Below are 13,523 nucleotides of genomic sequence, written 5' to 3'. Positions count from 1 at the left end.
ATGCAGCCCGAGATGCCGCCTCTCGCTCGGCGGCTCCGCCTCATCGCACCACTCCTCCTCACCCTGGCCGCGCTGGCCGGGTGCGGGCTCTCGGGCACCAACGACGGTGGCTACATCTCCGGCGACGGGCAGGTGATCCAGTACGCCGCCGCCGACCGCGGCGAGCCGATCAGTCTGTCCGGCAAGACGCTGACGGGGTCGTCGTACGACCTCTCCGCGCAGCGCGGCAAGGTGGTCGTCGTGAACTTCTGGTGGTCGACCTGCGGCCCGTGCCGCAAGGAGACCCCGATGCTGCAGTCGGTCCACACCGCACTCGGCGACAAGGTCGCCTTCCTGGGGGTCAACATCCGCGACAACTCCGCCGACCAGGGTCTCGCCTTCGAGCGCTACTACAAGGTCACCTACCCCTCGCTCTACTCGCCCGACGGCAAGGCGACGCTCGCGTTCCGCGACCGGCTCAGTCCCCGCACCGTGCCCGCGACGGCCGTCCTCGACCCGCAGGGCCGGGTCGCGGCGATCATCCGCGGGACGATCCCCACCCGGACCACCCTCGAGGACATCATCGAGGACGCCGGCGGGCCCGCCGCCCCGGAGGAGGGTGCGGCATGAGCGCGTGGTTCACGTCGACGGCGAGCAACGGCTCGCTGCTCCTGGCGGTCCCGGTGGCCCTGGTGACGGGGCTGCTGTCCTTCGTCTCGCCGTGCACGCTGCCCATGCTGCCCGGCTACCTGTCCTACTCCACCGGGCTCTCCGGCGCCGACCTGGCCGAGGGCAACGTACGCCGGGGCCGGATGCTCCTGGGCTCGGTGCTCTTCGTGCTCGGCTTCACCGTCGTCTTCGTCCTGCTCGGGCTGGCGGTCGGCGGGATCGCCTCCAAGCTGCTGGCGTACACCGACGTCGCCAACCGGGTCCTCGGCATCCTGTGCATCGTCATGGGGATCGCCTTCATCGGGCTGATCCCGGCGCTCCAGCGGGACGTGCGCTTCCACAAGGTGCCGGCGGTCGGGCTGGCGGCGGCGCCGCTGCTCGGCTTCCTCTTCGGGCTCGGCTGGACGCCGTGCAACGGACCGACCCTCGGCGTCATCTCCACGCTGGCGTGGAACGAGGGAACCGCCGCCCGGGGCGGCCTGCTGCTGGCCTGCTACTCGCTCGGCCTCGGCATCCCGTTCGTCGTCGTCGCGCTCGCCTGGCGCAAGGCGATGGTCGCCGTACGCTGGCTGCGCTCGCACCAGCGGGCCATCACCCGCGTCGGCGGTGCCCTCATGATCGTCGTCGGCCTCGCGCTCGTCACCGGCTGGTGGGACTACGCCGTCCAGGCGCTGCAGAACTGGGTCGTCTCGCACTGGGAGGGGCTCGCCCTGTGAGGACCGAACAGTGACCCAGACCGCCCCCGCCCAGAAGACGCCCGAGAAGCCCGACCGCACCCCGCGCACGGCGATGGAGCTCGGCCTGCGCGAGTCGCTGCGCTGGGCCTGGCGCCAGCTCACCTCGATGCGCACGGCCCTGATCCTGCTGCTCCTGCTCGCGCTCGCCGCGGTGCCGGGGTCGCTGATCCCGCAGGAGAACATCGACAGCCTCAAGACCAGCAACTGGCAGGACGCCCACAAGACCCTGACGCCGATCTATCAGAAGCTGGGCCTCTTCGACGTCTACGGCACCCCGTGGTTCGCCGCGGTCTACATCCTGCTGATGCTCTCGCTGGTCGGCTGCATCATCCCGCGCCTCTTCGTCTATTGGCGCAACGTCCGCGCCCAGCCGCCGGCGGCTCCGCGCAACCTCACCCGGCTGCCCGACTCCACGTCGTACGTCGTCGACGAGGAGCCCGAGAAGGTCCTCGCCCGGGCGCGGGCGCTGCTGCGCAAGCAGCGCTACCGGCTGCGGAGCGGGGACGGCGACGCGGTCTCTGCGCCGGATGCGACGGACTACGCCGTCGCGGCGGAGAAGGGCTACCTCCGCGAGGTCGGCAACCTCGTCTTCCACCTCTCGATCATCGTGGTGCTGGTGGGCTTCGCGCTCGGCAGCCTGTTCGGCTACAAGGGCGGCGTGATCGTCGTGGTCGGCAAGGACTTCGGCTTCTCCAACGAGCTGACGCAGTACGACGACTTCGACCCGGGCAGCCTGTTCACCGCCTCGCAGCTCGACGACTTCAGGTTCAGCATCGACCGCTTCGACGTGCAGTGGCTCGACTCCGGGCCGCGGCAGGGGATGGCGAAGGGGTTCCAGTCGCACCTCACCTACCAGGCGGGCAACGGCCCCGAGAAGACCTACGACCTGCGGGTCAACCACCCGCTGTCGATCGGCGGCACCGAGGTCTTCCTCATCGGCCACGGCTACGCGCCGATCATCACCGTGCGTGACGGCAAGGGCCACGTCGCCTACTCCGGCCCGACGATCTTCCTGCCGGAGAACAGCAGCTTCGTCTCGTTCGGGGTCGTCAAGGCGCCGTACGCCGAGCCGGAGAGCCTCGGTCTCAGCGGGATGTTCTACCCCTTCGAGGTCACCGTGGACGGCGACCCGGTCAACCTCAAGGGCGACATCGGCGACGGCAAGAACGCCGTCCTGTCGCTGCAGGCCTGGAAGGGCGACCTCAACCTCGACTCGGGCCCGCAGTCGGTCTATCAGCTCGACACCTCGAAGGCGACCCGGGTGACGGCGCCCGGCGGCAAGGCGTTCAACCTGCACGTCGGCCAGACCGCCAAGCTTCCCGGCGGCCTCGGGTCGGTGACGTTCAACGGGATCGACCGCTGGAACAAGGTGCAGATCAGCAAGCAGCCCGGCAAGCGGATCGCGCTCGGCGGCGTCTGCATCGCGCTCGCCGGGCTGCTCGGCTCGCTCTTCATCCGTCCGCGGCGGGTCTGGGTTCGCGCCCGGCGTACGCCGGACGGCACACTGGTCGAGGTGGCCGCGCTCGACCGCTCGGGCGGCGGGGACACCGCTGCCGTCGTCGAAGGCCTCGTCGCGTCGTTGCGGGGTCGCACACCGGAGGACCGAACATGACCGACCACGACTGGGGCACGCTCAGCAACCAGGCCGTCGCGGCCGCTGGCGTCGTCTACTTCCTCGCGCTGCTCTGCCACCTCGTGGAGTGGTCGGCGCTCGTGGGTCGCCGCGCCGGTCGGGCAGCGAGCGCCAGCGACTCGGGTCGAGCGAGCGAAGCGAGTCGAGACCGTGTCGAGGCCGCCACCGTCGCTGTCGGCGCTCGATCGGACCGTGTTGGTCTCGACACGCCACCGCTCCTACCTCGCGACGGCGGCTCGACCACCGATGCGGACGAGGAGCGGTCGCACCGGGTCGCGCTGTTCGGCCGGCTGGGCTACCTGCTCACCCTGATCGCGGTGGCCTGCCACCTCGTCGCGCTGGTGGGCCGCGGGATGGCCGCCGACCCGAACCGCGTGCCGTGGGGCAACATGTACGAGTTCACCCTGTCCGGCACCTTCGTCGTCGCCGCGATCTACGCGCTGCTCTACAAGCGCTTCAGGCTGGCCTGGATGGCGCCGCTGGTCGTCGCGTTCGTGCTGGTCTTCCTCATGGTCGGCGTCATCTGGCTCTACGAGCCGGTCGCGCCGCTGACCGAGGCGCTCAACTCGTACTGGCTCGTCATCCACGTCGTCTCCGCGATCCTCGCGACCGGCGCGTTCACCCTCGGCGGCATCACCTCGGCGGTCTACCTCGTCAAGGCGAGGACCGGCGAGCGCGAGACCGGCTGGCTGTCCCGGGTGCCGGCGCTCGACACGCTCGACCGGGTGGCCTACCGGATCCACGCGTTCGGCTTCCCGGTGTGGACCTTCGCCGTGCTGATCACCGGCCCCATCTGGGCTCACCAGGCCTGGTCGTCGTACTGGAACTGGGACCCCAAGGAGGTCTGGGCCTTCATCACGTGGGTGGTGTACGCCGGTTACCTGCACGCCCGCGCGACCGCCGGCTGGAAGGGCCGCAACGCCGCGATCCTTGCGCTGGTCGGCCTGGCGACGCTGTGGTTCAACTTCGTCGGCATCAACTACTTCAGCACGACCTCGCAGCACTCCTACGCCTCGCCCGCCGTCTCGACGAGCTCGTCCGTCGGTGCCGCCGGTGCTGTCGGGACGGAGGTGGTCCGGTGAAGGAGTTCGCGGTCTACACCGGCCTGCGGGTGCTGGTGTTCGCCGGCACCTTCGCGATCGTGGCGGGGATCTGGCTCGGGACCTCGGGCAGCCTGAACTGGTTCTACGCGCTGCTGATCTCGTTCGTGGTGAGCGGCATCGCCTCCTACACGCTGCTCAACCGGCAGCGGATCGCGTTCGCCGAGCGGGTCGACGCCCGCGCGAGCCGGACCGTCGAGGCGATGCGCGCCAAGGAGGACGACTGATGGCCGTCATCCACGAGGCGACGCTGAGCCCCGACAAGCTCGAGCTCGCCTCGACGTGGCTGGACCGACTGCCCTGGACGTCCGGGCTGACGCTCACCGAGCGGATCGGCGGCTACCGGTTCGACGACCCGGCGGGCGAGGTCGGCGTCGAGTGCCTGCTCTTCCACGCGACCGCCGCCGACGGCCGGACGGTCACCCTCCACCTGCCGCTGACCTACCGCGGCGCTCCGCTCGAGGGTGCCGAGGACTTCCTGGTCGGCACGACCGAGCACAGCGCGCTCGGCACCCGCTGGGTCTACGACGGCTGCGCCGACCCGGTCGCCGTCCACGTGCTGCTCACCGCGGTGCTCACCGGCGCCGAGCAGGAGCAGCTGGAGTACCACCACCGCAGCGGCGCGGTCGAGCAGCGGGAGCCGACCGTGTTCGCGAAGGGCTCCGGGTCGTGGAAGGCCGGCGAGGTGCCGCCGTTCGACGGCGTCAGCATCGAGCGGGACGGCGCGATTGCGGTCGTCGAGGCGGGCGGCTTCGAGCTCACCGTCAATCGGCTGCTCGACGGCGTACCCGTTGCGGGGGAGGAGACCCTCGAGGTCGTCTGGCCCCACGGGCAGGGCGTGCTCGTCGGCGTACGCCGGCTGCCGGCGTAGTCAGGCGAAGAACAGCGGGACGCCGACGAAGAACGCCCACATCAGCTCGGCGAGCCCGGTCTGCTGCAGGGCGGGGATGAGGGCCGGACCCTTGTTCTTCGTCGTGGTGACCGTCTGGACGCCCTTCGAGGCGACGACCATGAAGAGCAGGCCGACGAGCGCGAGCCACGACGTGGTAAGCGCGACCCCGAAGACGGCGATGAGGGCGACGGCGACGAGGGCGAGGTAGAGCTCGCGGCTGGACTGGTCCCCGAGGCGTACGGCGAGGGTCCGCTTGCCGGCCGCCTCGTCGGTCGGGATGTCGCGCAGGTTGTTGGCGACCAGCAGCGCGCAGGCCAGCGACCCGACCCCGATCCCGCCCCAGAGCGCGCCCCACTCCCAGGTCTCGGTCTGGACGTAGACGGTGCCGATCACGGCGACCAGGCCGAAGAAGACGAAGACCATCACCTCGCCGAGCCCGTGGTAGCCGTAGGGGTGGCTGCCGCCGGTGTAGAACCACGCGGCCAGCACGCACAGCACGCCGACCGCGACCAGCCACCACGCCGTCGTCGCGGCGAGGACCAGCCCGGCGGCACCGGCGACACCGAAGCACGCGAACGCCGCCGCCTTGACCGCGCCGGGGCGGGCCGCGCCGGACCCGGTGAGCCGGGCCGGGCCGACCCGGTCGTCGTCGGTGCCGCGTACGCCGTCGGAGTAGTCGTTGGCGTAGTTGACGCCGATCTGCAGCGCCAGGCTCACCACGAAGCAGAGCAGCGTCCTCCACCAGGAGAGCGCGTCGGCCCAGGCGGCGACGCCTGCGCCCGCGATGACGGGCGAGAGAGCGGCCGGGAGCGTACGGGGGCGGGCTCCTGCGAGCCACTCAGCGGGTGATGCCACGAGGCGCTATTCAACCTCACCGCGCTCCGCCGACGGCGGGCAACGTCGCATCCGACGGCGTCCCGGCGGCGAGGAAGCGCTCCGCGGCGCGGGCGGACGGACCGACGGCGACCGCCGCCACGACGACGACCGCGGCGATGACGAGCCAGCCCGGCGTGCCCCAGCTCATCGCCAGGAAGGTGTAGGCCGCGGGTGCCCACACGCTGCCGAGCGTGTAGCCGAGCTGGGCGGCGCCCTGGTACTCACCGCGCCTGCGGGGGTCGGAGAGCTCCGCCTGGATGCCCCACTGCCCGGCCGACTGGAAGAGCTCGGAGCCGGTGACGGTGACGTGGCCGAGCCAGACCAGGGCGATCGTGAGCCAGCCAGTGGTGTCGTGCGTGACGAGGACGATCGCGCAGGAGACCACGAAGCAGGCGGCCCCACGCCGCTCGGCCCGCAGCGAGGTGGCGACGTCGGCGACGCCGCGGGCCGCGGCGACCTGGAGCAGCACCGCCATGACCGTGTTGGTGCCGAACAGCCACGCGAGCAGCACCCGCGGCGCGTCGGTCTCCTCGACCAGCCAGAGCGGGATCACGACGTTGAGCAGCACCTGGTGGGTGCCGAGCACCCCGTCGAAGAAGGTCGCGAGCAGGAACCCGCGGTTGCGTAGGGCGCCGTGGCGGTCGCCGGCGTGCTCCACCGCCTGCTCGAGCGTCGTCTCCCCGTCGTGGCCCTCGGCCACCTTGGGGAGCCGCGCGACCCAGAAGGTGTTGAGCAGCAGGATGCCCGCCGTGACGAGCGGCACCGCCTCGATGACCGCGTCGCTGTCGGCGGCCAGCGCCAGGCCGCCGGCGAGGGCGCCGAGCGTGTAGCCGACGTTGCGCGCGGCCCGCATGTAGGCGTTCGAGCGCACCCGCTGGTCCCGCGGGAAGACCTCGAGCCGGTAGGCGTTGCGCCCGGCCCTCATCCAGGTCTGGACGACCTCGAGGACGGCGATGACCACGACGTACGCCGCGAAGTCCTCGACCAGGAACCAGATCGCGAAGAGGACCGCCTCCGCGAGGCTGCCGAGGATCCACGTACGCCGGGTGCCGATCCGGTCCGCCGCCTTCCCGAGCGGCACCGACAGCAGGAAGGTCGCGACCCCTGCGATCGTCATGCCGAGCCCGACCTGGGCCGCGGAGAGTCCGACGATCTGGGTGAAGTAGACCGCCGAGCCGGTGAGGAACGCGCCCTCGCCGAAGGCGGAGAGCACCGACTGGTACGCCATTGCCCGGATCAGCGGGTCGTCGGTCAGGATCCGGTCGAGCAGCCGCCTCATCGCGCCTCCGTCTGTCTTGATGTCGAGATATCCAAGCCAGGCATATATCTCGATGTCAAGATATCGACGGCGCGGGCTGCGACGCTGCGACGCCGGACGCGATCCCGTGCCGGTCGAGGAAGCGCTCGGCGGCTCGGGCGGAGGGGTGCATCCCGGTCGCCGCGATGACGACGATCGCGGCGATGACGACCCAGCCCGGCCCGCTCCACTCCATCGCGAGGAAGGTGTAGAGCGCCGGCGCCCAGCGCCCGCCGAGGGTCGAGAAGACCTCCGCCACGCCGCCGTACTCCCCGCGTCGGGAGGGCTCCATCAGCTTCGCCTGGAACGCCCAGCTGCTGGCCGACTGGAACAGCTCCGCGCCGGTCACCGTCACATGGCCGAGCCACACCAGGAAGATCGTGATCGCGCCGGCGGTGCTGTGGGTGACCATCGTGATCAGGCAGGACGCGACGAAGAAGGCGGCCGAGACCCGGACGCTGCGGAGCGCGTCGCCGAGCGACTCCACGCCGCGTGAGGTGTACGCCGGCAGGAAGATGCAGAGCACCGTGTTGGTGCCGAACAGCCAGGCGAGCAGCCAGTGCGGCGCATCGGTCTCCTGGACGAGCCACAGCGGGATCACCACGTTGAGCAGGACCTGGTTGGTCCACATCGTCCCGCTGAAGAAGTTGAGCGCCATCCAGCCGGCGTTGCGCAGCGGACCGGGCACCGACGAGCGCGTCTCTCCACCGTCCCCGGAGCGCGCGGCCCGGCGTACGTCGTGGGGTGCGTGCGGGAGCCGCCAGATGAAGAGCGCGTTGGCGAGCCCGATGACGAGGGTGAAGAGCGGCAGCCAGCGCATCACCGTGAGGCTGTCGAAGGCGAGCGCGACGCCGCCGATGACGGCGCCGAGCGTGAAGCCGAGGTTGAGCGAGGAGTACATGTAGGCCTGCGTCTCGACCCGCTCCTTCTCCGGCATCACGTCGAGGATGTAGGCGCCCCGGCCGGCCCCGCCGGCGTTCTCCACGATCTCGAAGACCACGACCATCAGGAGGTAGGCCGGGAAGCCGTCGATGAACGGCCAGGCGCCGAACATCGCCGCGGCCACCAGGGCGCCGAGCGACCACATCCGCTTCGGGCCGATCCGGTCGGCGATCCGGCCGGCCGGGTAGGCGACCAGGAACGACACGACCCCCGCGATGGTCAGGCCGAGGCCGACCTGGGCGGCGCTCAGCCCGACGACCTGGGTGAAGAACACCGCGCTGCCGGTCATGAAGGTGCCCTCCGCGGTCGCGAACATCAGCGACTGCGCCGCCAGCCGCCGGGACAGCGGCGTGGGCGGGATGAGGCGGCGTACGGCCCCCGAGAGACGGGATGACACGGCGGTATCCGACCATGCGCGCCCCGGGTCGCTCACCTGGTTTTCGCCGCGTCCGGGCGGAGGGCTAGCGTTCCTCCCATGAGTCACGCAGCGCAGGTCGTCGCCGCGCTGCGCGACTGGCTCGGTGCCCCCGACCCGGATCCGTGGATCGTGGAGACCTCCGGGTCCACCGGGCGGCCCAAGCGGGTGATGCTCTCCCGGCGCGCCGTCGAGGCCTCCATCGAGCTCTCCGCGCGCCGTCTCGGCGGTCCTGCCGGCCCGGCCAGGGGCCGGTGGCTGCTCGCGCTGCCGGCGTCGTACGTCGCCGGGGTGAACGTCATCGTCCGCTCGCTCGCGGCGGGGGCGCCTCCGGTGCTGCTCGACGACCACGCCTCCTTCGCCGACGCGGTGTCGGCGCTGTCCGGAGACGGCTGGGGCGACGGGCCGACCTTCCTCTCGGTCGTGCCCACCCAGCTGCACCGGCTGCTCGAGGCCGGCGGCGAGGACCTGGCCGCGTTGAAGACCTTCCACACGGTCCTCCCGGGCGGCGGCCCGCTCGACCCGTCGCTGCGGGCGCGGGCCGCCGAGGAGGGGATCCACATCGTCTCCACCTACGGCTCGGCGGAGACCTGCGGCGGCTGCGTGTACGACGGCATGCCCTTCGACGGGGTCGGCCTGGCGATCGGCGCCGACTCGCGGGTGCGGATCAGCGGGCCGACGCTCTTCGACGGCTACGAGGGTGATCAGACGCTGACCGACGAGGTGCTCGTCGACGGGTGGTTCCTGACCTCCGACGCGGGCCGCATCGACGAGGACGGCCGACTCTCCCTGCTGGGTCGGATCGACGACATGGTCGTCACCGGCGGCGTCAACGTCCCGGCGCCGATCGTTGCCCGCCGGCTGCGCGAGCACGCGGGGGTCGCCGCCGCCGAGGTGCTCGGCGTACCCGACGACGAGTGGGGCAACCGGCTCGTCGCCTACGTCGCGCCGAGCGGCCCCACCGCGCCGTCCCTGGAGGAGCTGCGCGACTGGGTCGGCGAGGCGCATCCGCGCGCCTGGGCGCCGCGCCAGCTCGTCGTACTCCCCGAGATCCCGCACCTCCCCAACGGCAAGGCCGACCGGCTCACCCTCAAGGGGCTTGCGTGATCACCGCCCACGTCTGGTCGGTCCCCATGACGACCAGGTTCCGCGGGATCACGGTGCGCGAGGGCGTGCTGCTCGAGACCGGGGACGGGTGGGGCGAGTGGTCGCCGTTCGTGGAGTACGCCGACCGCGAGGTCGTCCCGTGGCTGCGGTGCGCGCTCGAGGCGGCCGCCGGCGATCTGCCCGCGCCCGTGCGGGACCGGGTTCCGGTCAACGTGACCGTCCCCGCGGTCGGGCCGGAGCAGGCGCACGCGATCGTCGCCCGCTCGGACTGCGCGACCGCGAAGGTGAAGGTCGCCGACCCCGGCCAGGGCTTGGCCGAGGACCTCGCCCGCGTCGAGGCGGTGCGCGACGCGCTCGGTCCGGACGGGAAGGTCAGGATCGACGTCAACGGGCTGTGGACGGTCGACGACGCGGTCCCGGCGATCGGGCAGCTGGACAAGGCGGCCGGCGGGCTGGAGTACGTCGAGCAGCCGTGCGCGACGGTCGAGGAGCTCGCCGTCGTACGCCGGAAGGTCGACGTGCCGATCGCCGCGGACGAGTCGATCCGCAGGGCCGAGGACCCCTACCGGGTGCGCGACCTCGAGGCGGCCGACGTCGCGGTGCTGAAGGTGCAGCCGCTGGGAGGCGTACGCCGGTGCCTGCGGATCGCCGAGGACATCGGCCTCCCGGTCGTGGTCTCCTCGGCGCTGGAGAGCTCGGTCGGGATCGCGGCCGGGGTGGCACTGGCCGCGGCGCTGCCGCAGCTTCCTCATGCGTGCGGACTCGCCACGGTGGCGCTCCTCGAGGGCGACCTGGTGGCGGAGCCGCTGCTGCCGGTCGACGGGTTCCTCCCCGTTGTGATGCCCAGCGTGAGCCATGGCGCACTCCTGGCATCACAGGCGGCGCCGGATCGGGTCGCCTGGTGGGAGGACCGGCTGAGGCGGGTCAGTGGGCTCCTCGGCTGAGTCGTCGACGGCCCTCGCCCGGGCCGTCGTCGCCGCGCTGGTCGGGGCCGGGGTCACCGAGGTCGTCGTCGCGCCCGGCTCCCGCAACGCCCCGCTCTCCTTCGCGGCGTACGACGCCGCGGCGGCGGGCCTGGTGCGCCTGCACACCCGCATCGACGAGCGGTCCGCCGCCTTTCTGGCGCTCGGCCTGACCAAGAGCCGCGCCCGGGCAGCCGTGATGTGCACCTCGGGCACCGCCGTCGCCAACCTCCACCCGGCGGCGCTCGAGGCCGCGCACGCCGGCGTACCCCTCGTCCTCGTCACCGCCGACCGGCCCGCCCGGCTGCGCGGGACCGGCTCCAACCAGGTCACCGACCAGGTCGGCATCCTCGGTCCGCTGCTGCCCACTCGGGACCTCGCCACGGCCGCCGACGTGGACGTCGACGACCTCTGGTCCGCCCGCGGCCCCGTGCACTGGAACGTCCAGCTCGAGGAGCCGCTCGTCCCCGAGCACCGCTGGCAGCCGGCCGGACCGGAGCCGCGGCCCGCGCCCCAGCGGGCGGAGCCGCGGATCCTCGAGTCGATCTACGCCGGCCCCGGGTCGCCGCGGACCGTCGTGGTCGCGGGCGACGACGCCGGCCCGCCGGCGCGGGTGCTGGCCCAGGAGGGCGGCTGGCCGCTGCTCGCCGAGCCGTCGTCCGGCTCGCGCACCGGCGACAACCCGATCCGCACCTACCGCGTCCTGCTCGAGGCACCGTTGGCGGAGCGGATCGAGCGCGTGGTGGTCTACGGCCACCCGACGCTCTCCCGGCCGGTCACCCGGCTGCTCGCCCGCGACGACGTCGAGATCGTCGCCGCGGCCGCGCCCGGGGTGTGGCCGGAGCGCCCCTTCCGGGTGGACCGCAAGGTCCTCACCCGGCTGAACGTCGAGGGCGAGCCCGACACCGGGCCCGCGAGCTGGCTCGAGGAGTGGCGAGCGGCCGACCGGTCGGTCGGTCAGCAGCTCGACCGGCTCCTCGCGGAGCACCGAGCGGCCGGAGGGCTGACGGCGTACGACGTCGCCGGCTGCGTCGCCCGCGCGCTCCCGCCCGGCGGGCTGCTCGTGCTCGGCCCCTCGAACCCGGTGCGGGACCTCGACCTGATGGTGCCGAGGTACGACGTCGGCGCCCGGCGCAAGGTCCTCGCCAACCGCGGCCTCGCCGGCATCGACGGGATCGTCTCGACCGCGATCGGCGCCGCCCTGGCCCGCGACAGCAGCCGGTCCTTCGCGCTGATGGGCGACGTGACGTTCCTGCACGACGCCAACGGGCTCGTCCTCGGCCCCGAGGAGCCCCGGCCCGACCTCACGATCGTCGTGGTCAACGACGACGGCGGCTCGATCTTCGCCACCCTGGAGCAGGGTGCGCCGGCGTACGCCGACCGCTACGACCGGCTCTTCGGCACGCCCCACGGCGTCTCGCTCGAGTCGCTCTGCGCCGCCACCCGCACCCCGCACCTGCGGGTCGCCTCGCTCCCCGAGCTCGAGCAGGCGCTCGCCGTCCCCAACGGCGGCATCGAGGTGGTCGAGGCGGTCGTCTCCCGTGCCGACCGGCGGGCGCTCGACGAGGCCATCGCCGCGCTGCGCCCGTAGCCGGGCGAGGAGACCGTCGGCCATCCTTGTGTCCATGGACCTCGAGTTCGGCGGCGAGATCATCGAGTGGCGCGGCCCGGCGCCGTACCTCTTCGTCAGGGTGCCCGACGAGGAGACCGAGGACATCGCGGAGATCGCCAACCTGATCGCCTACGGCTGGGGCTGCATCCCGGTCACCGCCCGGATCGGCGAGACCGGCTTCCAGACCTCGCTCTTCCCGAAGGACGGCGGCTACCTGGTGCCGGTCAAGGTCGCCGTCCAGCGCGCCGAGGGCGTCGGCGAGGGCGACCGGGTCGACGTGAGCATCACGCTGCCGGAGCCCCGGCTGTGAACGCTCCTGGCCGGGTCGGCAAGCGCGATCAAGCGCACAGGGGCCGCTGACGGGCAGCATCGTGGCCATGACCGCGACCGACACCTTCGCCGACTTCGTGGAGCACCTCGCGCAGGCGCTCGACGAGCCCGACGGCGAGCCGGCGTGGGAGCGGCTGCACTTCTCGCGGTTCCACTTCGACCGCCTCATCCGCGGGGTCGCCGGGGAGCCGCCGGCCGCGTTCAGGCGTCGCATCCTGCTCGAGCGGGCGGCGTACCGCATGCTCACCACGAAGGCGCCGCTGATCGACATCGCCGTCGAGGCGGGCTACGGCTCCCACGAGGCGTTCACCCGCGCCTTCACCAAGGCGTACGGCGTCGCGCCGGCCGCCTGGCGCAAGCACCCGACCCAGTACCGCATCGCCGCGCCGAGCGGTGTGCACTTCCACCCGCCGGGCACGCTGCGCCTGCCCGCCCGGCACGAGACCAAGGTGACCGCCATGGACCTGCTCACCAGCATGGTCGAGCACCACATCTGGCTCACCGGCGAGATGATCCGCGTCGCCGGGCGGCTGACCGACGAGCAGCTCGACCAGCCCATCGTGCTCGACGTCGACGACGACGAGCAGACCATCCGCTCGTTGCTGTCCCGCCTCGTCGGCCAGATGGGGATGTGGAACGCCGTGATGGCCGACCGGGACTACGACTGGTCGGTCGAGGAGCACGAGTCGCTCGCCTCCCTGCGCGAGCGGCTCGCCGTCGAGGCCCCGGCGTACCTCGCCCACGTCCGCGACGTCGTCGCCCGCGACGCCCTGGACGAGACGTTCGTCGACGCGTGCGGCGAGACGCCGTACCTCTTCACGTACGGCGGCAACATCGCCCACGTGCTCACCTTCGCCGCTCACCGGCGCACGCTCGTCGTCCTCGCGCTCGCGCGGCACGGCGTCGACGAGCTCGGCTGGGGCGACCCGATGGAGTGGGTGGCGCAGCCGCGATGATCGGCACGACCAGCGA

General features: G+C 72.3%; 14 protein-coding genes. 11 read left to right on the top strand and 3 right to left on the bottom strand.

Annotation, left to right across the window (positions count from 1 at the left end):
- Genes ABLE53_RS21475 through ABLE53_RS21450 form a run of 6 tightly spaced genes read left to right on the top strand, consistent with a single transcriptional unit; the run spans position 1 to position 4,989 of the window.
- Positions 1 to 609: a TlpA disulfide reductase family protein gene (locus ABLE53_RS21475; RefSeq protein WP_348861192.1), complete on the top strand. Its 609-nt coding sequence runs from the start codon at positions 1 to 3 to the stop codon at positions 607 to 609.
- Complete coding sequence (locus ABLE53_RS21470; RefSeq protein WP_348861191.1) at positions 606 to 1,364, top strand: cytochrome c biogenesis CcdA family protein; 759 nt, start codon at positions 606 to 608, stop codon at positions 1,362 to 1,364. Before ABLE53_RS21475 ends, ABLE53_RS21470 begins: the two co-directional genes overlap by 4 nt.
- A 10-nt stretch (positions 1,365 to 1,374) precedes the next feature.
- Entirely contained in the window at positions 1,375 to 2,997 is a 1,623-nt protein-coding gene (gene resB, locus ABLE53_RS21465; protein WP_348861190.1) for a cytochrome c biogenesis protein ResB, read from the top strand.
- Complete coding sequence (ccsB, locus tag ABLE53_RS21460) at positions 2,994 to 4,100, top strand: c-type cytochrome biogenesis protein CcsB (RefSeq protein ID WP_348861189.1); 1,107 nt, start codon at positions 2,994 to 2,996, stop codon at positions 4,098 to 4,100. The genes resB and ccsB overlap by 4 nt, the downstream gene beginning before the upstream one ends.
- Positions 4,097 to 4,345 (top strand): DUF4229 domain-containing protein, encoded by a 249-nt coding sequence (locus tag ABLE53_RS21455; protein ID WP_348861188.1) that lies wholly within the window; start codon positions 4,097 to 4,099, stop codon positions 4,343 to 4,345. The genes ccsB and ABLE53_RS21455 overlap by 4 nt, the downstream gene beginning before the upstream one ends.
- Positions 4,345 to 4,989: a maltokinase N-terminal cap-like domain-containing protein gene (locus ABLE53_RS21450; protein ID WP_348861187.1), complete on the top strand. Its 645-nt coding sequence runs from the start codon at positions 4,345 to 4,347 to the stop codon at positions 4,987 to 4,989. Before ABLE53_RS21455 ends, ABLE53_RS21450 begins: the two co-directional genes overlap by 1 nt.
- On the opposite strand, the gene ABLE53_RS21445 is transcribed toward ABLE53_RS21450, so the two are convergent.
- From ABLE53_RS21445 to ABLE53_RS21435, 3 genes are read right to left on the bottom strand one after another with little or no spacing between them, the layout of a single operon-like run.
- Positions 4,990 to 5,865 (bottom strand): 1,4-dihydroxy-2-naphthoate polyprenyltransferase, encoded by an 876-nt coding sequence (locus ABLE53_RS21445; RefSeq protein WP_348861186.1) that lies wholly within the window; start codon positions 5,863 to 5,865, stop codon positions 4,990 to 4,992.
- A gap of 16 nt (positions 5,866 to 5,881) precedes the next feature.
- Positions 5,882 to 7,165, bottom strand: coding sequence for an MFS transporter (locus ABLE53_RS21440; protein ID WP_348861185.1), 1,284 nt, complete (start codon positions 7,163 to 7,165; stop codon positions 5,882 to 5,884).
- A gap of 55 nt (positions 7,166 to 7,220) precedes the next feature.
- Positions 7,221 to 8,522 (bottom strand): MFS transporter, encoded by a 1,302-nt coding sequence (locus ABLE53_RS21435; RefSeq protein WP_348861184.1) that lies wholly within the window; start codon positions 8,520 to 8,522, stop codon positions 7,221 to 7,223.
- A gap of 78 nt (positions 8,523 to 8,600) precedes the next feature.
- Here ABLE53_RS21435 and ABLE53_RS21430 point away from each other — a divergent pair, with 78 nt between their 5' ends.
- The 5 genes from ABLE53_RS21430 to ABLE53_RS21410 all read left to right on the top strand — a co-directional run bounded on the left by ABLE53_RS21430 (position 8,601) and on the right by ABLE53_RS21410 (position 13,507).
- Positions 8,601 to 9,647: an AMP-binding protein gene (locus tag ABLE53_RS21430; protein WP_348861183.1), complete on the top strand. Its 1,047-nt coding sequence runs from the start codon at positions 8,601 to 8,603 to the stop codon at positions 9,645 to 9,647.
- The gene (locus tag ABLE53_RS21425; protein WP_348861261.1) at positions 9,647 to 10,591 is read left to right on the top strand and encodes an o-succinylbenzoate synthase; all 945 of its coding nucleotides are present in this window, start codon (positions 9,647 to 9,649) and stop codon (positions 10,589 to 10,591) included. The genes ABLE53_RS21430 and ABLE53_RS21425 overlap by 1 nt, the downstream gene beginning before the upstream one ends.
- Positions 10,575 to 12,200 (top strand): 2-succinyl-5-enolpyruvyl-6-hydroxy-3-cyclohexene-1-carboxylic-acid synthase, encoded by a 1,626-nt coding sequence (gene menD, locus ABLE53_RS21420; RefSeq protein WP_348861182.1) that lies wholly within the window; start codon positions 10,575 to 10,577, stop codon positions 12,198 to 12,200. The genes ABLE53_RS21425 and menD overlap by 17 nt, the downstream gene beginning before the upstream one ends.
- Positions 12,201 to 12,234: 34 nt before the next feature.
- Positions 12,235 to 12,531, top strand: a complete 297-nt coding sequence (locus tag ABLE53_RS21415; RefSeq protein ID WP_348861181.1) for a DUF1905 domain-containing protein — start codon at positions 12,235 to 12,237, stop codon at positions 12,529 to 12,531.
- Between the two features lie 67 nt (positions 12,532 to 12,598).
- A complete protein-coding gene (locus ABLE53_RS21410) occupies positions 12,599 to 13,507 on the top strand; it encodes a helix-turn-helix domain-containing protein (protein ID WP_348861180.1) in 909 nt (302 codons plus the stop codon).
- Positions 13,508 to 13,523 lie beyond the last annotated feature (16 nt).

This window comes from Nocardioides asiaticus (assembly GCF_040049175.1).
Classification (GTDB): Bacteria; Actinomycetota; Actinomycetes; order Propionibacteriales; family Nocardioidaceae; genus Nocardioides; species Nocardioides cheoyonin.
Note: the sequence above shows the minus strand (reverse complement) of the source record. Positions and strands in the feature narration are given on the sequence as shown.